The sequence below is a fragment of the Streptomyces racemochromogenes genome (genome assembly GCF_044129415.1).
In the GTDB taxonomy this organism is placed as follows: domain Bacteria; phylum Actinomycetota; class Actinomycetes; order Streptomycetales; family Streptomycetaceae; genus Streptomyces; species Streptomyces racemochromogenes_A.
Genome location: NZ_JBBDHD010000068.1, coordinates 13,752 through 38,146, shown reverse-complemented (window position 1 = coordinate 38,146; position 24,395 = coordinate 13,752). Strand labels below are relative to the sequence as shown.

The following is a 24,395-nucleotide window of genomic DNA, read 5'->3' as shown; positions in this document are numbered from 1 at the left end:
GATCCTCGTCGGCCACATCTCCCCCGAGGCCCTCGCCGGCTACGCCTCCGCCCTGACCGGCCTCTACACCGCCTGGCACCACCACCCCCGCAACGAAAAGCCCCAGCAGACTCCGCCCCACGCCCCGCCCACACCCGAGCCGTAACCAACGCCCCGCCGGCCTGTGGGGTGATGGCCCTGCTCAACGAGCAGACCGCCGGGCGCGACAAGCTCACCGCCCTCGCGATACTGGGCGTGACAGGCTGCCCCGCTCCTGCTCGGCCGATCTCCGCCGGAGCCAGCGCCATCCTCTCCGAACCGGCCGCCCGCGACCGTCGTGCGCCCCACCCTGAACGGACCGTGGAAGAACCCCGTCTTCGACGGTCTGTTCAGGGTGAACGAACCTTGCCCAGGGCGGGTAGATGAAAGGTGTGAGCCAGACCCCTTACGGGTTCGACGCGGCCCGCTTCCGCGCCGCCCGGGCCGCCGCGGGCGCCACCGTGCCCCACATCGCGCGCACCGCCCAGGTGACCGAGCGGGCCGTGAGCCTCTACCTGGCCGGCACCCGCACCCCCCGCCCCGCCGTCCTCGTGCTCCTGGCCCACGCGGTCGAGGCCGAGCCGGCCGCTCTGTGCACCGTCGACCGGGAAACCCTGCGGCATCTGCGGATTTTCACCGGGCGCAGCCGGGCACAGGTGGGGCGGGAGCTGGGGATGTCGGAGGCGACCTACCGGGAGCTGGAGAACACCGGGGCCCGAGGCCGGCTCGCTTCCAGCCGCTACAGCCCGCGTGAGGGGCGTTGGCTGGCTTGGGAGGAATGGGCCGCCCCGAAGTTCGCCACCACCCCTGACCGGCTGGCCGCCGCCGAGGAGCGCACCCGCGCCGACTACCAGACCGAGCGGAAACGACGCCGGCAGCGCCAGTGCGAGGCGGACCCCGCCTTCGCCGCCCGGATCGAGGGACTGGGCCGTCCCGGGCGGGCGCAGCGGGAGAGCTGACACGGACACTGCCCAGGCCGGGGAGGGAGGGGCGGCCTTCGGTGACGGGCCACCGCTTGACAGCCCGAGGTCCCCTCTCAAGTGTTCGGTCCTTTTGGCGGCACCCGGGGACAGCGGTGTGAGACACCACCGGTTCCGCCGCCACCAAGCTGAAGCCGCAGGCCCAGATGCTGGACAGCACGGTGAAACCCGCCCACACCGGCCTGAAGCGCGACCACGCCCGTCTCGCCAGCCGGCAACTCCACAGCGGTCGGCGAACTTCGGGCGCGGGGCCCCCAGGCGACGTACGCCAGCCGGCTGTTCGCCCACACGGCGCTTGCGGTGTTCGCCACCAGCTTCGCCACCGATACCGCGCCTGTTCTCGTGGACGGTGCCGACGCGATCCCACCGACGGTGCGCAGGGCAGCGGCGTTCATCGAGTCGAAAGGCATCGGGACATCGATCTCGCGGATATCGCAGTGGCGGCCGGTGTCACGGCGCGGGCGGTGCAGTGCGCCTTCCGCCGCACCTGGACACCAGCCCGCTCACACCTGCGGCGCGTACGCCTGGATGGCGTCCACGCCGACCCGACCTCCTGGCCGCGGACCCGGCCGGCTCATCGGTGGCGGAGATCGCTGCCCGGTGGGGATTCGGGCACCCGGGGCCTCCCATTGCCGGGCCGCGTACGGGATCTCGCCGGGCAGCACCCTGAACCTGCGCACCGGTGGCGTTCAGGTGCCGCACCAGGCTCTGGGGGCCGAGCCGAGGGCGGCGACAGCCGCTGCCCGGGAAGGGAAACAGGGCAGCAAGGCAGTCGTGCCGGTGAGGTCCAGCAGGTGCAGCAGCTGCCGTGTGGGAGCTGCCAGGGCAACACGCAGGTGACGGGCGCCGGCTTGCCGCCGCAGCATGATCAGGGCGTTCAGGAGGGTGGAGTCGGCGAAGTCCAGCCCCGCGCAGTCGACCACCACGCCCGCTGTGGCGCGGGCGGCGGCCTGCGCGAGCGCCTCCCGCAGGCGTCCGCGTGCCTCGATGTCGATTTCACCGTGCACCCGGCACACCACGACACCGCCGCCCTGGGCGGGAAACTCAACGACGACAGACTCTTCGGTCACGTGGATCATGGCCACACCCGGCCTTCCTTCACCCTCCGGCCGGCGGCCGGAGCCCGGCCACCGCCCGCACGCAACCACGGGCACACGACGGCCTTGCCTCCACCGTCCCCACGCCCGCCCCGCCACAGCTTCCCCGTAGACGAAGCTACCGTCCCAGCAGCGAAACACCGATGTACTGGGCACCGGTCCGCCGCCCCGCCCCCCGGACCGGCCCGCCAGACGCCAGCGAGTTTCGAAGGGCGGGCCTTCACTCCCGCCACGGCGCTGCGGCCCGGCGAGCAGGTCCAGGTCGACACCAGGGGTCTTCACTGGGCGGCCTGGTGCGCCCGCAGCGCAAAGAGCGGCGTCGTCCCGGCCGGGGCCCGGCGCGCGGCACCGGCTCGCTTCCAGCCGCTACAGCCCCCGCAAGGGCCGCCATCTCGCCTGGGAAGAATGGGCGGCCCCAAGTTCGCACCACTCGGCTGCGGTGCGGCCTCGGCGAAGGGATCTTTCCATCGCCCGGGGGGGGCGGGCGGGTCACTGGCCGACGGCGGCGTAGTCGGAGGCGAGGCCGGTGAGGGCCTCACGGGCGGTGGAGTCGGGGACGAAGCGCTCTACAAGGGCGAGCGCCTCGTCAAGCAGGCGGCGGATCTCATCCAGGGTGCCCTCACGGCCTGCGCACAGCTCGATCAACTCGGCGGCCCGTTGGGTGTCCTGGTCGCTGAGCGGGCCGGGCGGGGTGTGGTGATACAACTGGGCAAGGCGCTCTCGCCGGTCGCCGGTATGGGCGAGGGCCACGAGGACGGGGTAGGTCTTCTTGCGACTCTTGAGGTCGTGGTGGGCGGGCCTACCGGTGAGCGCGGGGTCTACCCAGATGCCCAGGTAGTCCTTGCGTAGCTGCCAGAGGGCTCCGAGGCGGCTGCCGAAGGCGGCCAGGCCGGCGACGGTGTCGGCGCCGGCGCCGGCGAAGACGGCGCCGAGCGCGCAGCCGCATGCGGCCAGGGCGCCGGCCTTGCTGTCCACCATGCCCATGTATTCGGCCGGGGAGATGCTGGTGCGGGAGGCGAACTGGACTTCGAGGAGCTGCCCGGCGTTGACCCTGGCCAAGGTTCTGGCCAGCCAGCCGGTCGTCAGGCCGGCCTGCTCGGGCACGGAGATGGCCAGAGCGTTGAAGGCGACCGCGGTCAGCGCATTGCCGGCCTTGATCGCCGCCGTCTGCCCGAACACGCTCCACACAGCCGACCTGCCGTTGCGGGTCAAGTCGTGGTCGAGGAGGTCGTCGTGGATCACCGCCGCGTGGAACGCAAGCTCGCAGGCCAGAGCCGCGGACAGGGCACGGCGCCCGTCCCCGCCGGACAGACAGGCCGTCAGCAGCGTCAGGGTGGCGAGCTCTCGGCCGGTGGAGACGGCACTGGTCCGGTCCGTTCCGTTGCGCCACCCGAAGCACTGGTCCACGGCCTCGCGCGTGGCCGGGTCCAGATGGGCGACAGCCTCCCGAAGTCTCGCTTCGAGGCTGCAGTGGGCATCACTCAGCCAGTCCGGTCCGTCAGGCACCATGTGGGTCGGGGAAGGATGGTCCATGTCCTCTTCCTGTCACGGGCCGGGCGAAGCACCTTCGCCAACCCTGTCTGGCGACCGTGACAGGGAAGGCGACACCATCGCCCGACACTGCGCCGCAGGCGGGTAGAACGCCGCAGGTGCGGGCACGCGCGGCAGCGCACAACGGTGTTGAACGTCAGGGTGGGCCTGGTCATGCGCGGAGAAGTCTTCATCGGGGCAGACCAGGCGGCCGGAAGCCAGCCAACCCGCAGTTTTCTCCCCAGCGGTGGGCGTTGTAAAGACGCACGTGGCGCACGGCGCTGGGAGGAGGTGCGCCCGGCTCGTGTCCCGGCGCTGGAACACACGCGGTGCGCCCCCGGTCTCCGTCGGGGCCCGATGGAGACGAACAAAGGGGGGCCGAGAGAAGCGATGAGCACCAGGTGCTCTTACCGCTCGTCCGAATTCCGGGTCAGCTCGGCGGCGGCTGCGACGCGGGGCTGGGGAAGAAGCCCTCGCGGAAAGCGATCCACTCCCGGCGCAGGTAGGCCCGGGCCATGTCCCGCTCGGTGTCCCGGTCCCCGCCGGGGTGCGCCGGCGGACAAGCAGTCGTCCCGCCGCCGTGGATACGGTCGTAGGCGACCAGCTGCTCGGCGATACCTGCGGCGTCGGTGCGCAGGTCAACCCCAGCATCTGCCGGCTCGGGATCTTCCTCGTAGGGGTCCTCGCCCAGACGGTACGGTCCGGGCCTGCAGGACAAGGCTAAAGCGTCGAGGACGGCGCCGACCTCCAGGAGCTCGGCACGGGTCTCCAGACGGAGCAAGTCGATCTCCGACAGGACAGCGGCCACACCGCGAAGGGACCGCTCGACCAGCTCCCGATGGCTCGCCTGGTAACCGATCAACAGAGCAGTGATCAACCGGATGTCGGGGAGATGGCGGCCGTAGGCGCCGAGGGCCGCTGCGGAAGCGCTCCAGGTCGGCAATCCGCCCGGGCCATATCCGGGTGAGTCCATCCGCTCCTCCTCAAGAGTCTGCCGCAGACAGGGTAGGGCCGTTCACGGGCCCGTCTTCACCAGCACCGGTGCCTCGCGCAGAGTCCCTGCGGTTGTGCGTCGGACGACCATCGCCGAGCTGGGGGTGATCGTCGGCTTCGAGGGCGACCTGGCCGGCGAAGCCACCCGCATCAGCAACTGTCTGCGGGGCCTGCTCACGCAGATCCATGTATGTCGGCGTCGAGCGTCTGGCCGGATCAGGGGTGTGTGCTGCGGTGGTGCGCTGCTCCGCCAGGGCTGTGCAGCGTGGGCCGCGTTGCCGTGTTCGGGGCACCAAGCTGTCGGGACGAGTTCCGCCGCAGTCGTGCCGGGTGCAGGCACAGCCCTCGGCCGGGCCGGCCTACGCACCCCGCGCTGGACAACCCCGCCCGCCGGCCCTTCCGCGGCGGCACCCCGCAGGCGGGCCAGCCACGCGAGCGTCGGCTCGTGTCGGTCGACTCCACTGTCGACGGGGCCCATGCCAGCCCTGTAGGCGCCTCAGGAACCGGGCGAGTCGACAGGGCGCGGGGCCGCCGACCGTCGGGAGGCACCCGTGGTGGCGCGGCTTGGCCGACGCCGGCGCAGCCGGTGCGCTGCGGTGCTGCGCATGTTGGAGGTGGTAGACGGTAAGCCTGACGCGCTGGTCGTTGGGAGTGGCCAGGACGACGGCGTTGGGGCAGGAGCGGCGTGGCAGTCAGGGCAGCGATCACGGTGACACGGATACGGCGGCGCATGGATTGCCCTTCGCGGGGCCGTTCCACGGCTTTACACGACTGCGGTACCGGGGGCAGTCGGAGATACCCGTGATCATGAAGGGCGGCGGCTCGGCCAATGGTGGCTTCCGCAAGGATCCGTCTTCCCGTGGGATGTGTTGCGTGGCGTGCTTGGCACCTGGTCCCGCACGCGTCGCGGATTCCGGGCAACTGTACGAGCGAGTAAGGTGACTGGACGGCGCCCCCTCTGAACGTTACAGACGTCCAGGGCCGTGGAGGTGGACGGTGCAAACCCGCACACCGGCGTGACCATATCGCGGTCGCTGCGCGAACGGGTGAAGGTTCGGATGTCAGCAGGAGGGGTTCGGTGCCGCGCCCCTGCCTGGGGCCTGCGATCGTCGCGAACGCCTACCCAGGCCGATCGGTTTGATTTCTTTCGGCAATCCGTACGCCCATTGGTAGGAGTGAAATAGGCCGATGTGCTGATCACAGATATTCCCTGTGCGGCGTCGTGATCGCGATCCGCGGTGGCTCGGGAAAGTTCGTTCCTGCGACCGGGACGTCAATGGTCTTTGGTGCGCGGTACTTCCCAAAGGAGTCTTCATGAGTCGTGAGCATCAGATGAGAGCTCAGCTCGGCCCGCTGCCGCGAAGTGGGGCCTGGTCTACGGCTGGCGCCGTGGCGTCATTGTCCATCGTGCTGGTCGGTTTCGTGAGCCCGATTGCCGTCGCGGCTGTGCCTGTCAGGGCAGAGACCGTGGCGTGGTCGGCTTCTGGCGGCGGCGATTGCAAGGAGACGCCGCACCATCACCACGACGAGGACGACGAGGGCGAGCGGCTTCAGGGGCAGCTGCTGGACACGTATCTCGGTGGTGACGGCGACAACCGCGGTCATGACAAATGCCAGGGCCCCACGGGCCCCACGGGGCCGACCGGACCCACCGGCCCAACTGGACCCAAGGGCGACACCGGTCCTACCGGCCCGACCGGCGCGACCGGCGCGACCGGCGCGACCGGTGCCACGGGCCCGACCGGCGCGACCGGTGCCACGGGTCCGACCGGGGCGACGGGCCCGACCGGCGCGACGGGCCCGACCGGCGCCACGGGCCCGACCGGCCCGACCGGCCCGACCGGAGCGACCGGCGCAACGGGCCCGACCGGCGCCACAGGCCCGACCGGCGCCACAGGCCCGACCGGCGCCACAGGCCCGACCGGCGCCACAGGCCCGACCGGCGCCACGGGCCCGACCGGCGCGACCGGCCCGACCGGCCCGACCGGCGCGACCGGCCCGACCGGCCCGACCGGCGCCACAGGCCCGACCGGCGCCACAGGCCCGACCGGTGCCGCAGGACCGTGCTCCGACATTGACTCTGAAAGCCCCAACAACACGGAGGACTTTCAGGCAGTGCTCACCGGTGGCCGCACCTACGCTGGCCGCGCTCCGTCGAATGGCGGGACCATCGTGTGGCAGGACCTCACGAACACGGTCGCGACTGCGACCGATCCGGCGAACCCCAACTACCCTGCAGGTGTGTGCGCTGTAGCTTTCAACTCCCAGGGCAACGACGCATGGGTGAAGGTCGTGACAACCTCCGGCCAGGTGTGGCAGACGCACGGGGACGTCAACGGCCAGAACTTCGTCTGGGACGAGGCCTGGACGCAGAACACCTCCCCTACGCCTGCCGTACTTCGCAGTGGCGACGGGGTCCCGGCGTCCGTGTCGCGGCCGTCGCGTAAGGCCCGGTAAGCGATCGCTGCCTGCAGCAAGGCAAAAGGGAACAACGTGCGGCCGGAGTCGCCCAGGACATCAGTCCTGGGCGACCGACCCCGCCCCTCCGGCGACGAGCCCTGGCTGCGGGCTTACTGATCGTTTCAGAATGAATGGCTTTGACGACTGACGGCGTAGCCGGGCAGTGTCTGCAGGATGTCTGTCGATCTTGTTCCTGACGACCTCTGGAAACGCGTGGCTACGCTGCTGCCGACGGGTCGCGCTGGGCGCCATCCTGTACGTCTTGCGCACGGGCGTGGCCTGGCGCGACGTGCCTATCCAGATTGTGGGTTGCTCCGGCGTGACCGCCTGGCCTCGTCTGCGGGACTGGACAAAGGCCGGCCTCTGGCCCCGCCTGCACGCAGCACTTCTCGCGGAGCTGCGGGCTACTGGTCTGCTGGACATGGACGACGTGGCGATCGACGGTTCCCACATCAGGGCTTTCAAAGGGGGGCCCACGTCGGTCCTTCGCCGGTGGACCGCGGGCGCCCTGGCTCCAAGCATCATCTGATCGGCGACCGCCACGGCACCCCGCTTGCCGTCTCCCTGACCGGCGGAAATCGGCATGACGTCACACAGCTGATCCCCTCTCCTGGACGCGATACCTCGTATCCGAGGCCGGCGCGGACGCCAGCGAAACCGGCCGAAGCGGCTCTTCGCCGCCCGAGGGGATGACTACGACAAGTACCGCCGATTGCTGTGGAAGCGCGGGATCAAGCCACTGACGCCCGCCGCGGCGTTGTCCACGGCTCCGGACTCGAGCGTACCCGATGGGTCGTCGAGCGGACCTTCGCCTGGCTCCACCAGTTCAAACGACTTCGCATCCGATACGAGCAGCGCGCCCACCTTCATCATTGTCTGCTCGAACTCGCCTGCAGCATCATCTGCCTCCGGCGGCTCCGGCACGCAGTCACAACCCAGCAGTAAGCTCCCGACGCATGACGTACCTTCCATACGACAGGCCCGCGACACGTTGCCGTGAGCCCCTCCCTGAGCCCAACACTGGGGAGAGGGACGACAACACGCTGATCGAGAGGCTGCGGGCTCGTGCGTGGGACCCGGGCCGGCGCTTCGACGCAGCGGACGTTCCTGTTGCGTGGATAACCGAGCGTTACGGCAGCGAGCGGTTGGACCAGGACCGAGACGACATCGTGTCGTATGGCAGCAACGGAACAGTCCAGCTCAAGGCAGGGGCCGAGGAGGTAGCCGTCTACTACGCCGATGCTTCCCGTGGGCCGCTGTTCCCACCGATCGCTCCGGCCGAGGTGGAGAAGGCGGAACGACGAATCGGACGCCCTCTCCCCGAACTGCTGCGGCGCGTTTACACCGAGGTCGCCGACGGTGGCTTTGGCCCTGACAGTGGACTCGCCTCACTGACCGAGGGCAACCGTCCACTCGGGCACCTCTACGACTGGCCGTGTGCGGTCAGCGTCTACGAACGGAACCGGACTCAGGGTGTGCCGGCGTCGTGGCTCCACCTCGCGTACGGCGGCTGCACGATGGAGTGGCACCTCTCTTTGACTGCGATCGACAACCCGGTGCTCCTTTACGACGCTGACGGTTGGGAGCCCACATGGGGCGAAGACCCACATGACGGCCTGCGACATGCGTCGTCATCGCTGCGACGTTGGCTCTGGAGCTGGGCTGATGGCGGCGACGTATGGAACGAGGTCCTCAACCGCCGCTCCGCCTATGAGTGACGTCTTGCCATAAGCCCATCTCATTCTGAAACGATCAGTTAGTCGCCCTCGTGAGGCGTGGCGGCCGCGGGGCAGGACGCCATTCTCGAACATTCCGCTCCACGTGGCAGCGCTCGCGAACGCCCCCGCGCTCGCCGTAGATGCCCCATTTCGAAGTGCCTACCGCCGGTGACGCGAGGATCGAGGCGGGTCAGTCGGCGGCCGCCGGGGCTGTGAAGTAAATGGCGTCGATGGAGCGCGAGGGGCCGGACGGCAGGCACGGGCCCCGGGACGAGGCGGGGTCAGTTGAGCAGCGACGTGCGTGCGAGCGTGCAAAGCGTGGTGTTTGCTGGGGTCCAGGTCAGCGTGCCTCGTACCGGTCCCGGAATGGTCGTGCGGGCCCTGATGTGACCGGCACGGCGCGGCTCAGACCCGATCGTGCAGGGTGCTGCTCGGAGAGGTCCCGTACGCGGCCCGGTAGTGGGAGGCGAAGTGTCCGGGATGTGCGAAACCCCACCGGGTGGCGATCGCCGTCACGGTCGAGGCGGCCGGGTCTGCGGCCAGCAGGTCTCGGTGGGCCCCGTCCAGCCGTACCCGCCGCAGGTGGGCGAGCGGGCTGGTGTCCAGGTGCCGACGGAAGGCGTACTGAACCGCCCGGGGCGTGACACCGGCGGCCGCCGCGATGTCGGCCAAAGCGATGTCCTGGTCAGCGTTGGATTCGATGAACGCCACCGCCCTGCGTACCGTCTGCGGAGTCGCGTCGGCCCCGTCGAGGAGAACAGGCGTGGCATCGGCGGTCAGGCTGGTGGCGAACACCGCCAGTGCGGTATGGGCGAGCAGCCGGGTAGCGTTCGCCACCAGCAGCGAACTTGCGGCCGCCTGCGGGGTCTCCAGGACGGATGCGACGTAGGAACTCACACTGCGCCACAGGTCGGCGGCGGCGTGGTCGACGGGCGTGGGCCGCAGGATTGTCCACGATTTGGGGGTCTGCCCTGGCGGAAGACCAGCGGCCTGGGCGATGACAGTGGCCGGCAGGGAGAGGGTGTGGCCGTGCACGTTCTCGCTGACACACCGGTAGGCCAGCCCGGGTCCGGTGACGACGGCGACGTCACCGGCCGTGTACCGGGTGGTGCTGTCGCCGGCGTAGTTCTCCACGGCGCCCTCGGTGAACACCTCGATGGTCATCGCGGCGGCGGGGTCGACCTGGACGGACAACTCGGGCGTCAGAGTGATCCGGGCCGACATCAGCTGGCCTGCGGCGATCTGCTCCATGGAAACGATCGGCCCTACGGCCGAGGGGCCGACCAGGTGCAGGTGGGGTGCCTGGTGGTAGACCTGCTCGATGAACGCGCGGGCCACATCCGGATCCGCCGTCTCGAACGACTCCTGCCGAATCAGCGCAGTGACCACGGCCCCTCCCTCGGGTCCGAGCAGGGCATCCGCAGCCGCTCACGGTGCGAACGCCGACGCCTTCGAGCCTACGTCCCTACCCCAGGATTCGCCCCCTCGCCGACGCCCTCTGTCTGTATCGCGGCCGCGAACCGCGCACCGGCGTCAGGGCCGCCGACTGGTCGGGCCGTGGTCTGGACCACAACGCCCGGCTGCCCGGATCCTGCGCCTTCCTGCTACACCCGTCCGGCAGGGAACGCGTGCTCACTGTCCGTGCCCCCGTTGTGTGGGTCCTGCACCGCCGCTACGGGCCGACCGTGCACCTGCCCCCAGTCGGCATGCGCGGTAAAACCATCATCGCCGCCCTCCCCCTCCACACCCCACCGGGCGGGCGGCGGGCAACCGGTCGATGTCCCCGGCCCCAGTAGAGCGGGATCCAGACGGTTCCGCTGCGGGCCACGCCGAGCCTCACCCGCACCTGCTGGGCGTGACGGACCTATCCGACCACGTGGTCCCACGTGCTGCGGCACACGCCCAGACGGGCGGCGGCCTGGTCCGGGCCGAGCTACACGGCCTCGGCCACCAACTCGCCCAGGGCCGGGCGCGCGGCCAGGGCAGCAACCTCTCCGGGTGGAGGGCAGGGCTGAGCCGGATCGCCTGACAGGTCCGTCAGGTAGCCGGGCTACCGCGAGCTCGCGTACACAGGCCACGCTCAGGAAGGCCTGCACGACCCCACCATCCTCCGGCCGGGATAGCCAACGCCTCGCCGAGGACGAAGGCCGCGCTGGTCAGACCTCGGACAGGGACCGCTCTCGTGCTCACGGTCAGCGCCCGAGCACGGCACCACCGTTGCTGTTGAGGAATTCGCCTGTGATGTAGCGGACCTCGGGAGAGGTCAGGAAGGCAACGGCCGCCGTGATGTCCTGCGGCTCCCCGACCATGCCCACAGTCTGGGCCCGGCGCCTGGCGAGTTCCTTCTTATCGGCTGGCGCACCGAAGAACTCGGTGCCCGAGACGTACCCGGGCAGCACGACGTTGGCTGTCGCACCATGCGGTCCCACCTGGAGCAGGCCTTCCCGCGATCCGTCCCCCATGTGCTGACACCGGCCGGTCTCGGCGACCAGGCGAAGGGTTGGCTGACGAGTGCCACATCGGCCCCATAGCGTTCAAAGAGTTCGTTGACGCCCTGCTTGCGTGGCACCGGTGGCTTTGTCCACGAGGAGACCGGACAGCGAATGTTCACCACTTCCGGGAGGCAGCTGACCCGGGCTCTGCTCGATACTCGTGATGTGGGCCGAGCTGCCCCGACGGCCAGGCCGTAGCCGGTGGGCCGCGAAGCTACGCTTCGGCCATGCCCCCTCTGAACCCGTCCGCAGACCAAGCCAACGACCACTTGTCGATCCTCGACGACGTGATCCTTCGACCCTTCCCTGACAAGGAGGGCCGACCGGACGCGAACGGGCAGTGGGGCGGGCCCGGCTTCCACCTGGCGGTGCTTCGTGAGAGCCAGGACTTCTGGGAAGACCGGAGCACCGAGATCGTCGACGCGGCCGAAGGGGAGCTGGCAGCCGACCTTGCCGCGCTGGCTGTCGTTCTCACTGCTCGCTGGGGTGCCCCACAGACTATTGACTTGCGGCCCTATCTCGGGCTTGACGACCCGGGCTACCCTGGCAACGAGGCGCCCGAGCCGTTGAGCTACTTGAGCAATGTCGCCATGGACATGCAGGTTTGGCGGGTGCCGTCTGCCGGCCGCTGGCTCGGCCTCACTATCGGCCAGGGAGACCGAGAGCTCCCCTTCGAGCTTCTTGCCGCCGTCGGTGAGAGTTCCGCGCCTCCGAGGTGAGCAGAGAAGAGCGGCGCCTCCGAGGCGCCTCAGGCTGCTGACCGTTCGAATCGCTCGCGCCTCCCGAAGTGTGAACATTCGCTGTCCGTTCTCGGGCTCTGGCACAACGTCTGTGGTGTCGGCCAGAGGCCGGGCACGCCGAGGTCCGAGAAGGCGGAAACCCGTAGGTCAGAGACGGTCCGGGCCTTGGCGTTGGAGCGCGCACGGCGTAGCTCCACAAAAGTGATGTTGTTGGTGATCTTCAGGTGGGCAGGCTTCGGCAGAACGTGTGAAATCGGCTTCTGGGGCGTGGTCGGTGGGGCGGTGTGATGCCGGGTGAGAGGTACTCGCTGAGCCGGATGATGTTCGTTCCGGCTGCGGTGAGGACGTGTTGGACGTGGGTTCTTGCCATGCCGCGGTAGCGGCAGTTCCGCAGGCCACGAGCATGGACCGTTTCGGAGACCGTGGCTTCGCAGCCAGCGCGGATCGCGTAGCGGCGGCGCCACTCGGCTGTGGTCTGCTCGGCCCGGTTCTGTGTCTGGATCTCTTGAAGAGGCTGGGGCATCAGGAAGATATGGCGGCCCTTGCCGTCGACGTTGCCGGTGCATTTGAGTCGGTCAGCGCATTCGCGGCAGGCCTTGCGCGGGAAGAGCACGGAGAGCCGGGGGTGGCCGTCGCCCAGTGTGGGTTTCCATGGCGGGCTCGTCACGCCGTTCGGGCAGGTCAGCGTCCGGGCCTGCCAGTCGATGTGGAAGTCCTTCTTGGCGAAGCCGGGCCTTTTGTTCGCGTGCGGGTCGTCACGGACCGGCCCGAAGAGCGTGATGTTCCACTGCTGGGCAGCGTGATGGATGCTGTCCGGCGAGATATAGCCGCTGTCGACGACGTGTTCGGTGGGCTGGAAGCCCTGCCTGGTCAGTCCCTGGTGGATTCGGTCGAGGGCGTCGATGTCCTGCTCGGGCGCCGGCCGGGTGGTCACCTGGACGATCACGTTCGGGCCGGTCTCGTCGCAGGTCTCGGTCTGGTGGTCGCGGTAGCCGATCCAGTCCTGCTGTCCGGCGGCGGTGACCTTCTGGCTGTAGCGGGCCTCGGGATCGTGCGGGGTGACGATCTCCATCCCGGACCACGGCACTCTCGCCGAAGCGGGATCGGGCCGGCCATCCGCTGAGGCCTTGCCCGTGTTGCGCCGTTCGGTCGTCCTGCGGCTTGCCCGGTCCCGGCTGGATTTTGGTCCCCGCCAGCGCAGTTGGCTGCTCTCGTCGATCCAGTACTGCTGGACCCAGACCTGCCGCAGGACCTCGACTGCGGGCAGTGACCGCAGGTCGGGTGGGGCGTCAGCGTCATGGACGGCTCGCAGGATGTGCATGCCGTCCTCGCCGACCCGCAGGACGTAGGCGATCAGGGCGTCACCTCCCCGGGGAAGCCGGTCATACCGGACCGGGCGGCCGTAGCGATCACCCCAGTCCGCGGTGACGAGCCCGGCCAGCCATTCCTCGCCTTGGACCACGAGCTCTTCCAGAGCCACCCGAAGTGTTTCGGCAACCAGTTCGCCCCGGTTGAGGCGTCGTACTGCCGCCAGCACGTGGGTCGAGTCGGTTCGGACCCTGCCTCGGCGTTTGACCAGGCCCGCAGCCGCAAGACGCTCGACCATCACTGCCAGCAGCCGGTCTGCACGGTCGTCTTCGGCCAGCCGGTCACGGAACTCGCTCAGCACCGAGAAGTCGAACCCCGCATCGTCCAGCTCCAGGCCCAGGCAGTACTTCCAGTCCAGCCGGCACCGGACAGCCTCCGCCGCCTGCCGATCAGTCAGATTCTCCATGTACTGCAGCACCGATACCAGCGCGAGCCGGGCTGGTGACAGGCCCGGACGCCCGTTCGCCGGATACCAGTCGACGAAGTCCTCGTCGACGAACAACTCGTCCAGGCGGTCACGCATCCACATCGCTGCGGTGCCCCGCGGATTGCTCGCCCGGGCCATCTTCACGGTCAGCGGCGGAACCACCCGACCAGAACCACACCCCATTGCCATCCCGGCCCCCTCCGACCGGCAGAACCACCCCCGCTCAACAACGGCAGCACACCGGCCGCCAGCACGAACGGCGTGTCGGAATGAGTTCACCCCTCCGAGCGAAGATCACCAACAGCATCCAAAAGTTGTGCCAGAGCCCGTTCTCGCGGGCCAAGCCAACGGGCAGCTGCCTGACAGCGCCCCGGCATGCTGCTGGACGGCGACAACATCGGACGCTGGTTCCACCAGCAGAAGCAGCCCACCACCTGGGCGCGGCTGCTGCCCGAGCAGCAGGCACGGCTGACCGCACTGGGCGTGCAGCCCGCTCAGAAGCCGTCTTCCGCCCCCCGCGGCCAGTCGCGGGGTGGAAGGGGCCGAGCAAAGAGCAGCAGCGTTCCAGCGGGGCCTGGGACCCGCCGTGGCCTGCCCAGCGGCCACCGCGCCTTGGCCGACCACTACGGCGCGACCGCGCCCGGCGCCACCGCGGCCGGACCAGTGACGCCGCCGCCGTCCTCATCGGCGGCCTTGCCCTGTGCTGGGCCGACGAACTCCTCCCCACGGCCCATTTCACCCCCCGCCGGCGCGCGGACGTCCTGGCTCCGCACGACGTGATGCGCAGTGAGGTCATACACGGTCAGTACCTGGACGTCAGCACTACCGGTGTGCCCAGCGCGGACCGGACCTGGACCGCGCCTTGACGATCACCCGCTACAAGACGGCCAAGTGCACGGTCGAGCGGCCTTTGCACATCGGTTGCCCTCTGGGCGAAGGCGCTACGCGGCTGGCTGAGGCCCTGAGTGCCTCCGCACTGCCGCTGGGTGAAGCCTTTCAGCTGCGCGACGACCTGCTCGGTGTCTTCGGCGATCCAAACGAGCCCGGGAAGTCGTGACTGGACGACCTGCGTGAGGGCAAGCCGACGGTCGTAGTCGCCATGGGGCACCGGCGGGCCGATCCCGTCCAGAGGCGGATGTTGGAGCGCTGCCTGGGCGAAGGGCCGCGGGGCACGCGGCATTTAGGCCGTGGGCGCCGCCGCCCTGCCTCACGCCGGAGGGGCTGTCAGCGGGCGGCCTTCGTTTGGCGCAGTGGCTGGGTCCGCTTGTGAACGGTTGCGTGAACCGGCTGTGCGGGCCGTAGGGACAAGGCCGCGTACGGGGCCACGTCGCCGGGGACGTCGAAGCGAAAGCGCTGGGTGAGTGTGGCGAGGACAAGGGTGGTCTCAACGAGTGCGAACCGGGATCCGGGGCAGCCTCGGGGGCCGCCGCCGAAGGGGAACCAGGCGTGGTCGGGGATCGGGTCCGCGGAGGCGGGGTTCCACCGTTCGGGGCGGAAGACGTCGGGGTCGGGGAACCAGCGGGGGTCGCGGTGCGTGACCCACTGGCTGCACCAGACGACGGTTCCGGCCGGGATCGCGGTACCGCCGATCGTCGCCCGGTCACGTGCCACGGTGGTGAGGAGCCAGCCGGGCGGGTACAGGCGCAGCGCTTCGTTGATGATCTGCCGGGTCCACACGAGCCGGTCGTAGTCCTCAAGGGCGGGTGGTCGGCCGGCCAGTACGTCCGCGAGCTCGGCTTCGAGCCGGGCATAGGCTGCCGGCGCGTGCGAGAGGCAGTACAGGGTCCATGTCAGTGCCATGGCGGTGGTCTCGTGGCCGACGGTCCACAGGCCGAGGGCCTCATCTCGGACTTCCCGGGGGGAGAGTGCGTGTCCGTGTTCGTCACAGGCTCTCAGCAGCCTGCTGAGCAGGTCGTCTCGCTCCTCGGTATCAGGGGAATCCAGGCGTGCCCGGATGAGGCGGTGCATCTCGGCGTCCACCACCGCGATCGCGGCTCGGACACGTCGGCGGTAGGGGGTGGGCACCCAGTCGGGCAGTAGCAGAGTCGGGCTGCGCATCTCATGACCCACCGCGTTCACGGCGGTTTCCACCGCATCGCACAGGGCGCGGGTTTGCTCGCCGGTGTCGTTGCCGAAGAGCGTGCGGACCACGTTGCGTTGTGCGATGGCGGCCATCTCGACTCCCACGTCGATCCGCTCGCCCTCGTGCCAGGTGTCGGCCGCCGAGCGTGCGCAGTCGACCATGGTCGCGGCGTGCGCCCGTACCTGGCGAGGTCGGAGAGTGGCCTGGATGAGGGAGCGCTTGCGTCGCCACTGGGCGCCGCTGCTGCGGATGAGGCTGCCGCCGGAGATCTGTTGAAGGGCCCAGCTGATGTCCGCGAGGTCGAAGGTGGTCCCGCGTGCCGCGAACACCTCGCCGATGTGCTGGGGGTGGGATACCAGCACGTTGCGCAAGGGGCCCAGCGGCCAGGAGACGGCGTCCCCGAAGTCCTCGCGCAGCCGGGTCAGGAAGCCGAGCGGGTCTTTCCCGAACGCCAGCAGGTTTCCCAGCCCGGGCAGCCCCCGCGGGCCGCGGACCAGGTCCAGCCGAGGAGATGGTGCGAACACGGGCAGCGGAAACCCCCTGACGGCACAACGGTCAGGCGCCACCGTAAGGGAAGGCCCCGTCAAGGCCGGGACACCCGGGCGCGTGTCGCCCGAGTCGACATCCCGTGCAGGTGGTGGGCCACGAACTGCGCAGCATCAGCCTCTTTCACCACGCCGTCCGCAGGGCCGTCAGGGGGAGGGAGCACTGGTGTTCTCGGTCTAGGACCGGCGCCGGGGTGCAGGAGGGAACGCCGACGCGAGTACGTCCATGGCGCGGGTCCGGTCGGCCTCGGCGGCGGTGATGCGGGCGCGGACGGCGCGCGTGGTGTCCGGGTCGGCGGCGATCTCGGCTTCGACCACCGCCCAGCCCTCACCGTCGGCCGTGGGCACGGTGATGACCTCCCAGTCGGTCCGGCCGGTCATCAGCACCGCCAGCAAAGCCAGGTACTCCCGCTGCAGATCCGGCCCGAACGCCGAACCCTCGGGGCCGGCCAGCACCGCCGCATGCCCCTCTGACAGCATCGCGCAGGTGTCCCGGGCCGCGGCGACCACCGCCTCGAAAACAGCCCGCCCGCACCGGTCCGCCAGATCGGCCAGGTAGACGTCCAGGAGGTCACCGTCCGCGTCACCGCTCACAGCCTGCCTCACCCACCAACACCATCCCGCACTACCCCACACAGCCCATCCCCGGGCCGCCACCGGCGGTCACGTTACGCTCCCGGCTTCGTCCGGGCGGCGACTTCGTCGTGATCGGTTCCTGCCCCGCCACCCCCGGACCGAACCGGAAGGAGTGGGCGGGCCATGTCGATGCCACGAGCTCCCGGCATGCGGCGCGCACGGGTCGTGCCCACAGGTCAGCGGGGCGGCCAGGGTGAGCGGGCAAGGATCGCCCACTCCTCGTCCGCCCGGCCGGGCACGAGACGGCCGTCCGTCTCCCACTGGCGGGCGAGATCGGTGAAGATCGGCTCCAGCTCCGGGCGCGGAACCGTTTCTTCGCTGCCGTGGTGCTGTGCGCCGATGGTGGGCGTGAGCCTCCTGGTAATGGTCACATCCCTTCAACGCCGCAGTCGCGGTCCAGGTCACCCCTGTGCAGGCCGTCCCGGCCGGCCGCCGCGATGAGCAGGCGGCCGCGACACAGTGACCGGTTGGCGGGGTGCGCAGTTCCCTGGGCGAGCCCGCCCGGGCTCTGAAACGTCTGGAGAGTGCCCAGTGGACCTGCGCAGCCGTCTGCTCGTCGAGGACAACATGCTCCTGCTCACCCTGGAGGAGCCGGTGGGCACCGAGCAGCGGGCGGCTCTGGCCCAGGCCGTCGACCAGCTGGTCGACGAGCACCGGCCCGCTGGCCTGGTCCTGACCCTCGGTGCGGCGGCGGGCACGGCGGCTACGGTGTCGGTGGTTCTGCGCGCCTACCGTCACTGGGCGGCCGCCGGCCTTCCCATGGCGGTGGCCACGCCACAGGCGGCGGTCCGCTACCTCATCCGAGCCAATCAGCCCGCCCTGCCCGTCCACGCCCCCACCCACGACGCCCTGCGGGCCGTGCGGGCCCTGGTGCGCCGCCAGGGCGGCGTCGACGACCTCCTCCCCCGCCCGTGGGGGCAGGACGGTGCGGCACGACAGTGATGGCCGCAAGGGTCCGGCAGGCACCTCTGGCCTTGGGGGCGCGGGCGTGACACGCTCGAAGAACTACCAGCCTGGTCTGGTGAGCACTCAAAGCCACTGCCCGGTCGCCTTCTGTGTTCGATGGCAGGCGGGGCGGTTTCGCTCTGTGCGCGGCCCGTATGCCGTGCGCGTGACGGCCTTCTCCGCCCCGACAACGGGGAGCCGACCGTAATGGGCTCCGATCCCGAAACGGGCGGTCCGAGCATGTTCCCCACCTTCGAGCTTGACGTCTGCGTGCAGGGCCGCCGGACGGTTGTGGCCTTGGCCGGCGAACTTGACATGGGCACCGCACCATGCCTGGCTGGCTTTAATCACGAGTCCTGTCCGAGTTTCGACGTCACCGGGGTACTTGCCAGGCCAGCATCGGGAGTGCTCCTGGCGAAAGGCCCTGGTCATGCCGCAGGTGTCGAAGGTCGAGCTGTACGCCGCGATCCGGCGCGACCACCGAGACGGCATGACGATGCGGGAGATCTCGCGCAAGTACAACGTGTCGTGGCGGACGATCAGGAAGGCCGTGGACTCGGTCTGGCAACCGGCACCGACTCCTACCGGCTCGCCTCGACCCGGGCGCGGACCGAAGCGCCCGCCAAAGCCGGCTGACCGCTGCATGGTTCAGCTTGATGGTCCTCCACCCCAAGGATCATCAAGCACTGTTTCGGGGATGTTCGCCGTGAGCATTTCGTCGATGCAGCTGCGCAGCCCGACGCCGGTGGGGTCGATCCAGGTGAGCCATGGCACCGGCTGGAGCAGGCCGTCGTATTGACGGGTGTCGGGGTCGGTGAGGAGGGCGCGGAGCTCGTCGGGGGCGGGGTCGGTGACCAGGCACAGCCAGGCCAGGCCGGCGCCGATGCGGACCTCGGGCGGTCGCCCGGGATCCGACCACAGGCCCCGGGCCCACTTGAGAGCGTGTTCATCCTGGTGTTCGCGGGCGAGTTGGGCGATCGCCAGGATCAAGCTCACCCGGACTACCGCATCGTCTTCCTTCGCCAGCCTGGAGTGCAGAGCAGAGGAGACGTGTGAAAGCTCGCCGGTCGCAGCCGCCAGAACGTAGGCGGTCACAGAGCGGACCTCGGGGTCAGGGTCGGAGAGAAGCGGGAGCAGAAGGTGCAGGTCGTCCGTGACGGCCTGACGGGCGGCCTGGATCGTCCAGTCCACCGGGCACATCGTGCTGCCCTCGATCATCAACGGCTCCTCGGCGACCTGGAGCAGGCCTTCCCGCGATCCGTCCCCCATGTGCTGACACCGGCCGATCTCGGCGACCAGGCGAAGGGTTTGGGCACGGAGTTCGGGGCGCGCGGTCGCCGCGATCCGGAGCAGGAACGGCACCGCCAGTGCCCCCACCGCGATCGTGCTGCCCTGGTGGTGAAGACTCGTCCAGAGTTGCCGCAAGACCCCGTCGGCAGCTTCGGCGTCCCCGGACGCGAGCGTGGCGAGCAGGCCGGGGATCTCCTCGCCCGGGCCGTAGAAGTGCCGGAACCGCTGCCAGGGGACCTCGTCGTATCTGAACCCGTCCTTGACCTCCCGCGGGATCGCGCTGACGGCCGCCCGCACGTCGCAGTCCGTGCCGACCCACCGTTCCGGCCAGTCGTCCCAACGGTCGTCGTCCATGGCTTGGCCTTCCAGTCCATCGACAGCATCCGAACGCCGGGAGTCTAACGACCAGTGATCAAGAGACGGACCGCTTCTGCCGCACTCCGGTGGCACCCCACCACGGCGACGTCATTTCTCGTGAGCATCTCCAGCACTCAAGATCGCCAACTGCTGATCAAACGCTGCTACTTCACGTGAACGAAGCCACAACGGCTCTACGCTCCAGCCCCACCTGCGGCCGCCTTCCCCTCACGCACCAGGCGGCTTCGGCTGGCGTGTGATCAAGGCTCTCGCCCCCACCACCTTCATACGCTTCCACCGCAGTGGGAAAACCATCATCGCCGCCGTCCCCCTCCGTCCCGTCTCCTGAGGAACAGCGCCAGCGCGGCCCCGCCGGAACCGCAGAGGCCGCGTCGGCCGCGGCGGGAGGGTGACGCCGGTCTGCCGTCCGGGGCGTCGACCGCGCGGCGTGTGGACATACGGCCCACCATGGCCCGGTACCCCGTCCCGGCCGCCCTGTCTGGAGCACGCCCCTGCTGGAACGCACCTGCGCAACACCCATACCGAGGTCACCTTCATCCTGCCCGCCGGCACCCCGCCCGGCCCCGTCAGCATGGTCGGGCGACTTCAACGACTGGCAGCTGGGCACCCGATTGGTTTAATTGGATCGGGGCCGGTTCCCCGAGGTCTTTGACCGAACCGATCGTCGATTTCCGAAGCCGACGGCATGGATCCCTGGAGTTCTCTGCACGCCCTCGTGGCCGCTCGGGCGCGCAGAGAACCTCCACGGGTTGAGGTGGATCTACTTGTGGGTGATCCACCAGAGGGCCAGTTGGATGGGTGCCGCGCCCGCGGCGGTGATGGCGCCACGGAAGGCGGCTCGGGCTGCGGTTCGCACGAGACGGTGCAGGCGCTCGCGGCGCGGACGGTTATGGGTCATGGCGTCGGCCTTTCGGCGGCGGCCTCGGCGGTGCCGTGGCCTGGTGCCGCTGACGCGACTTGTCCGGGGACTTTCCCGGTTCTGACCACGTTCGGGTAGCGGGGCGGTGCACGCTGGTGACCTCGGGGATGACGGGAGATGCCCGACGGGCCGGGTTTCCCGGATGGTTTACGGTCCGGATCCGGGTGAAGGGCGAAGGGGGTCGGCGGGTGGGTGAGCCGCTGGATGCGACGGGGGTGTGGACGGCCGCGTTGCGGGTGCTGTGGGAGGCAGCCGGGAAGCCGACGGGGGCTGCGGTCAAGCGGCAGGCCGCTGCGCAGGTCCCGCCGTTGAAGGTGACCTCGCAGTCGTGGAGCGATTGGTTGGCCGGCAAGAATGTCCCGGTCGATCCCAAGATCGCGGCGTGGCTGGTGGTGTTCCTGCGTGGCCGGGCTCAGCAGCGGACGTCGGCGTTCGTGCCCGAGACGGATGCTTGGTGGCGGCAGGTGTGGAAGCGGGCACGCGAGGAGCGGCAGAACAAGGGCGGCCGCCCGCCCGGGGCGCGCTCTTTCGGTACGCCGGTGGTGGTGTGGGAGCAGATCCGGGTGGGGGTGGTGCCGCGGGCAGCGGATTGTTTCCAAACTCGGGCAGTGGGGGCTGGGCTGGAGCGGGCGGCCGAGCGGGACGGCACGGTCGTGCTCGCCCACACGGAGGTTCAGGAGTCGACGCGGGTGCTGGCCGGGATGGGCGGGGTCGGCAAGACCCAGCTCGCCGCCGCCTACGCCCGCCGCGCCTGGCAGCAGGGAGTGGGGGTGCTGGTGTGGGTGAACGCCGCCACCCGAGAAGGGATCATCTCCGCCTACGCCGACACCGCGTCACGGCTCGGCCTTCCTTCAACAGACCGTGATGACCCGGAGGCGGCGGCGCGGGAGTTTGTGTCCTGGGCCGAAACCACGACCGACTGCTGGTGGCTGGTCGTGCTGGACGACGTACACAGCCCCGGCGACCTGACCGGGCTGTGGCCGCCGGCGGCCGCCTCGGCGGCGGGCGGGCAGGTGGTGGTCACCACCCGGCTCCGCCACGCCGCTCTTCAAGGAACCGACCGGCACACCATCACCGTCGGGACCTACAGCCCCGCGGAAGCCCACTCCTACCTGCACACCAAACTCGGGCCTTCCGCAGCCGAGCCCGCACAGGCCGACGCACTGGCCGCGGAGTTGGGTTATCTGCCGCTCGCGCTATCGCAGGCCGCATCCTACATCCTCAACGCCGACATCACCGTTCCCGTATACCGGGAACGCCTCGCCGCCCACCTGCTGCCCCGCTTGCTGCCCGAGCGAGCAGATCTGCCCGATGACCACCAGCGCATCGTCTCGGCCACCTGGGAGTTGTCCATCGGCCAGGCTGACCGGGCCGAACCGGTCGGCCTGGCTCGGCCACTGCTGCAGGTGGCCAGCGTGCTGGATCCGGGCGGCATTCCTCAAGCCGTGTTGACCAGCCCATCAGCACTGGACTACCTCACTGGCCTTCTCCCGGACTCCGGCCACTCCCCCGGCGCAGGCTTCGTCCGGGTAAGCGAGGAGATGGTTGATGGAGCACTGCGAGTTCTGCACCGCCACAGCCTGATCGACCATGATCGGACGAGCATCAATCGTGAGGTCCGCGTCCACCAGCTCATCCAGCGCGCCACACGAGAAAACCTCGCCACCCAGCCCGAAACCGGCCCGGAACTGCTCGCCGCGCTTGCCGACACAGCCGCCGACGCTCTGCTGGCGGTGTGGCCACAGACAGAACACGACGACCTCGGTCAGATCCTACGCGCCAACACCACGGCCCTGGCCCAGGCCACTGGTACCGCCCTATGGGATCCCGATGCCGGCGGCCGCCCCGTACTGTTTCGCACCGCAGAAAGCCTTGAGGAAATCGGCCAGATCAGCGCCGCCCGCGACGCCTACACCATTCTGCACACCAGCGCGGTGCGCCATCTGGGCGCCGACCACCCCGACACCTTGAAGGCTCGTTACTACCTGGCGGCCTGGCACGGGACGGCCGGGGATGCCCCCGCCGCCATAGCCGCCTTGAAAGAGTTGCTGGACGATCAGCTGCGAGTGCTCGGCCCCGACCATCCCATCACCCTGACCACCCACCACGACCTGGTGTTCTACCGAGGCCGGATGGGCGACGCCAGTGTTGTCTCCATGACGGAGCAACTGTTGGCCGACCTACAACGGGTGCTCGGTCCCAACCATCCCAATACCTTGACTCTCCGCATCAATCTTGCTTCCTGGCGGGGGCATGCAGGAGATGCCACTGGAGCCGTCAGCGCCTTGGAGGAGCTGTTGGCCGACTTTCAACGGGTGCTGGGCCCCGACAACCCCCACACCCTGCGTACCCGCCACGAACTCGCCTTCTGTCGGGGCCGGGCCGGAGATGCGGCGGGCGCGGGCGCCGCCTTCGCGGAGTTGCTGGTCGATCAGCTGCGGGTGCTCGGCCCCGACCACCCCAACAACCTCATCACCCGCAACAACCTGGCGCTGTGGCAGGGGGTGGCCGGGGATGCGGCGGGCGCGGCCGCCGCCCTCGCGGAGCTGCTGGCCGATCAGCTGCGGGTGCTCGGCCCCCACCACCCCAACACTCTGTCCACCCGCCACAACCTGGCGAACTGGCGGGGGGAGGCCGGGGATGCGGCGGGCGCGGCCGCCGCCCTCGCGGAGCTGCTGGCCGATCAATTGCGGGTGCTCGGCCCCCACCACCCCAACACTCTGTCCACCCGCCACAACCTGGCACTCTGGCAGGGGAAGGCCGGGAATGCGGCAGGCGCGGCCGCCGCCCTCGCGGAGCTGCTGGCCGATCAATTGCGGGTACTCGGTCCCGCCCGCCCCGAGACCTTACAGACATTCCGCGACCTGGGGGACTGGCTACAGCGAGCAGCCCTTGAGTCATGTCAGGGCCCAGGTGGCGATGTCCTGGAAACGCTCGAAAACGGGACGGCCGACGCCCCGCCTGAGACCCCAGACCAGACCGTCCCGAAGCCGGTCCCCCAGCCGGGGGTTGAGCCCCGGAACCCGGCCGCCGGAGTCTCAGAATGATGAATCGCCTGGCCAGGTTGGCGCTGGCAGGACCGCTGTGTGCAGGGGGAGGCGGGTAACGATGAACTGGACTGGTGGAGGAGGCCAGGATCGCGCTGGACCCGGTCGGGCCGGGGCCGCCGGAGCCGGTGGCCGTACACACGCCGGCGAGTCGGGTGGACGACGTGGTGCCGGTCGCCCGGCCCTCACCGTCTTCGACGTGCTGGCCTCCCCGACCGGGTACGGATTCTCCATCGACTTCACCCCTGCCGGGCTGGAGCCCCGCCAGCCCCGGTGGCGGGCAGACCGCGAACCCCATCAGATCGTGGCTGCGGAGGGAGCAGAGGGCGTCACATCTGGTGAAGGCGGTGCCGGAGCTCGAACAAATCGCGCATGCTCCCCACCTGAGCCAGACGGCGCAGCAGGAGATCGACGTAGCGGTCGTCGCCGCGGCGTACCGCCTGGAGGATCTCCTCGACGAGGCGGGCGGCAGTGTGCGGTGCGGTGTGCGGGAGAATCTGCGTCGGAAAGGGCTACCCCTTTGGGACGGTGGCCACCTTCCGACTGCACCTGCGGCGCGTTCTCCTGGCCGAAGAGTGACACCTGAGCACGGCCACGCGCAGCGGCGGGCCTTCCCGGCCCGTGGTGCGTCCTCGCCGTCCTGGCCGTCGCCCTCTCCCGTGCCAGGACGCCTGGCCTGGTTCCTCGGTGTCCCCGCTATGGACGTCGCCCCGCTACCCGAACCGACTG

The 24,395-nt window shown here is 69.8% G+C and carries 18 protein-coding genes and 1 pseudogene; 9 read left to right on the top strand and 10 right to left on the bottom strand.

Features of this window, described 5'->3' with window-relative positions:
* The first annotated feature begins 410 nt into the window (after nt 1–410).
* Nucleotides 411–977: a hypothetical protein gene (locus tag WDV06_RS23580; protein WP_395511766.1), complete on the top strand. Its 567-nt coding sequence runs from the start codon at nt 411–413 to the stop codon at nt 975–977.
* 710 nt (nt 978–1,687) lie between these two features.
* Here the strand turns inward: WDV06_RS23580 and WDV06_RS23575 are convergent.
* From WDV06_RS23575 to WDV06_RS23565, 3 genes are all read right to left on the bottom strand, one after another.
* Nucleotides 1,688–2,077, bottom strand: a complete 390-nt coding sequence (locus WDV06_RS23575; RefSeq protein WP_395511769.1) for an STAS domain-containing protein — start codon at nt 2,075–2,077, stop codon at nt 1,688–1,690.
* A gap of 507 nt (nt 2,078–2,584) precedes the next feature.
* Nucleotides 2,585–3,628 carry a polyprenyl synthetase family protein gene (locus WDV06_RS23570; protein WP_395511765.1) on the bottom strand — a complete coding sequence of 348 codons (1,044 nt, stop codon included), beginning with the start codon at nt 3,626–3,628 and terminating at the stop codon, nt 2,585–2,587.
* Between the two features lie 427 nt (nt 3,629–4,055).
* On the bottom strand, nt 4,056–4,598 hold the full coding sequence (locus WDV06_RS23565) for a hypothetical protein (protein ID WP_395511764.1): 543 nt from the start codon (nt 4,596–4,598) through the stop codon (nt 4,056–4,058).
* Nucleotides 4,599–6,007: 1,409 nt separating this feature from the next.
* Between WDV06_RS23565 and WDV06_RS23560 the strand changes: the two genes are divergently transcribed.
* The 3 genes and pseudogenes from WDV06_RS23560 (at nt 6,008) to WDV06_RS23550 (ending at nt 8,796) form a co-directional block, all read left to right on the top strand.
* Nucleotides 6,008–7,075 (top strand): hypothetical protein, encoded by a 1,068-nt coding sequence (locus tag WDV06_RS23560; protein ID WP_395511763.1) that lies wholly within the window; start codon nt 6,008–6,010, stop codon nt 7,073–7,075.
* Nucleotides 7,076–7,252: 177 nt separating this feature from the next.
* Nucleotides 7,253–8,023: pseudogene (locus WDV06_RS23555) on the top strand (IS5 family transposase).
* A gap of 11 nt (nt 8,024–8,034) precedes the next feature.
* Entirely contained in the window at nt 8,035–8,796 is a 762-nt protein-coding gene (locus WDV06_RS23550) for a hypothetical protein (protein ID WP_395511762.1), read from the top strand.
* Nucleotides 8,797–9,201: 405 nt separating this feature from the next.
* On the opposite strand, the gene WDV06_RS23545 is transcribed toward WDV06_RS23550, so the two are convergent.
* Both WDV06_RS23545 and WDV06_RS23540 read right to left on the bottom strand, forming a co-directional pair.
* Nucleotides 9,202–10,185 carry an AraC family transcriptional regulator gene (locus WDV06_RS23545; protein WP_395511761.1) on the bottom strand — a complete coding sequence of 328 codons (984 nt, stop codon included), beginning with the start codon at nt 10,183–10,185 and terminating at the stop codon, nt 9,202–9,204.
* An 803-nt stretch (nt 10,186–10,988) separates the two neighbouring features.
* Nucleotides 10,989–11,258 (bottom strand): SDR family oxidoreductase, encoded by a 270-nt coding sequence (locus WDV06_RS23540; RefSeq protein ID WP_395511760.1) that lies wholly within the window; start codon nt 11,256–11,258, stop codon nt 10,989–10,991.
* A 257-nt stretch (nt 11,259–11,515) separates the two neighbouring features.
* On the opposite strand from WDV06_RS23540, the gene WDV06_RS23535 reads away from it, so the two are divergent.
* A complete protein-coding gene (locus WDV06_RS23535) occupies nt 11,516–12,007 on the top strand; it encodes a hypothetical protein (RefSeq protein ID WP_395511759.1) in 492 nt (163 codons plus the stop codon).
* A 241-nt stretch (nt 12,008–12,248) separates the two neighbouring features.
* Here the strand turns inward: WDV06_RS23535 and WDV06_RS23530 are convergent, their stop codons facing one another.
* Nucleotides 12,249–13,985 (bottom strand): IS1182 family transposase, encoded by a 1,737-nt coding sequence (locus tag WDV06_RS23530; RefSeq protein ID WP_395511758.1) that lies wholly within the window; start codon nt 13,983–13,985, stop codon nt 12,249–12,251.
* A gap of 688 nt (nt 13,986–14,673) precedes the next feature.
* On the opposite strand from WDV06_RS23530, the gene WDV06_RS23525 reads away from it, so the two are divergent.
* A complete protein-coding gene (locus WDV06_RS23525) occupies nt 14,674–14,880 on the top strand; it encodes a polyprenyl synthetase family protein (protein WP_395511768.1) in 207 nt (68 codons plus the stop codon).
* Between the two features lie 167 nt (nt 14,881–15,047).
* On the opposite strand, the gene WDV06_RS23520 is transcribed toward WDV06_RS23525, so the two are convergent.
* The 3 genes from WDV06_RS23520 to WDV06_RS23510 form a co-directional block, all read right to left on the bottom strand.
* A complete protein-coding gene (locus WDV06_RS23520; protein WP_395511757.1) occupies nt 15,048–16,430 on the bottom strand; it encodes a cytochrome P450 in 1,383 nt (460 codons plus the stop codon).
* Nucleotides 16,431–16,628: 198 nt separating this feature from the next.
* Nucleotides 16,629–17,057, bottom strand: coding sequence for a hypothetical protein (locus tag WDV06_RS23515; protein WP_395511756.1), 429 nt, complete (start codon nt 17,055–17,057; stop codon nt 16,629–16,631).
* A gap of 206 nt (nt 17,058–17,263) precedes the next feature.
* On the bottom strand, nt 17,264–17,458 hold the full coding sequence (locus WDV06_RS23510; RefSeq protein ID WP_395511755.1) for a hypothetical protein: 195 nt from the start codon (nt 17,456–17,458) through the stop codon (nt 17,264–17,266).
* A gap of 160 nt (nt 17,459–17,618) precedes the next feature.
* Here WDV06_RS23510 and WDV06_RS23505 point away from each other — a divergent pair, with 160 nt between their 5' ends.
* Both WDV06_RS23505 and WDV06_RS23500 read left to right on the top strand, forming a co-directional pair.
* Complete coding sequence (locus WDV06_RS23505) at nt 17,619–18,029, top strand: hypothetical protein (RefSeq protein ID WP_395511754.1); 411 nt, start codon at nt 17,619–17,621, stop codon at nt 18,027–18,029.
* Nucleotides 18,030–18,239: 210 nt separating this feature from the next.
* Nucleotides 18,240–18,668: a hypothetical protein gene (locus WDV06_RS23500; protein WP_395511753.1), complete on the top strand. Its 429-nt coding sequence runs from the start codon at nt 18,240–18,242 to the stop codon at nt 18,666–18,668.
* A 12-nt stretch (nt 18,669–18,680) separates the two neighbouring features.
* Here the strand turns inward: WDV06_RS23500 and WDV06_RS23495 are convergent, their stop codons facing one another.
* Nucleotides 18,681–19,676 carry a hypothetical protein gene (locus WDV06_RS23495; protein ID WP_395511752.1) on the bottom strand — a complete coding sequence of 332 codons (996 nt, stop codon included), beginning with the start codon at nt 19,674–19,676 and terminating at the stop codon, nt 18,681–18,683.
* Between the two features lie 1,131 nt (nt 19,677–20,807).
* On the opposite strand from WDV06_RS23495, the gene WDV06_RS23490 reads away from it, so the two are divergent.
* Nucleotides 20,808–23,666 carry a tetratricopeptide repeat protein gene (locus WDV06_RS23490; RefSeq protein WP_395511751.1) on the top strand — a complete coding sequence of 953 codons (2,859 nt, stop codon included), beginning with the start codon at nt 20,808–20,810 and terminating at the stop codon, nt 23,664–23,666.
* The last annotated feature ends 729 nt before the right edge of the window (nt 23,667–24,395 follow it).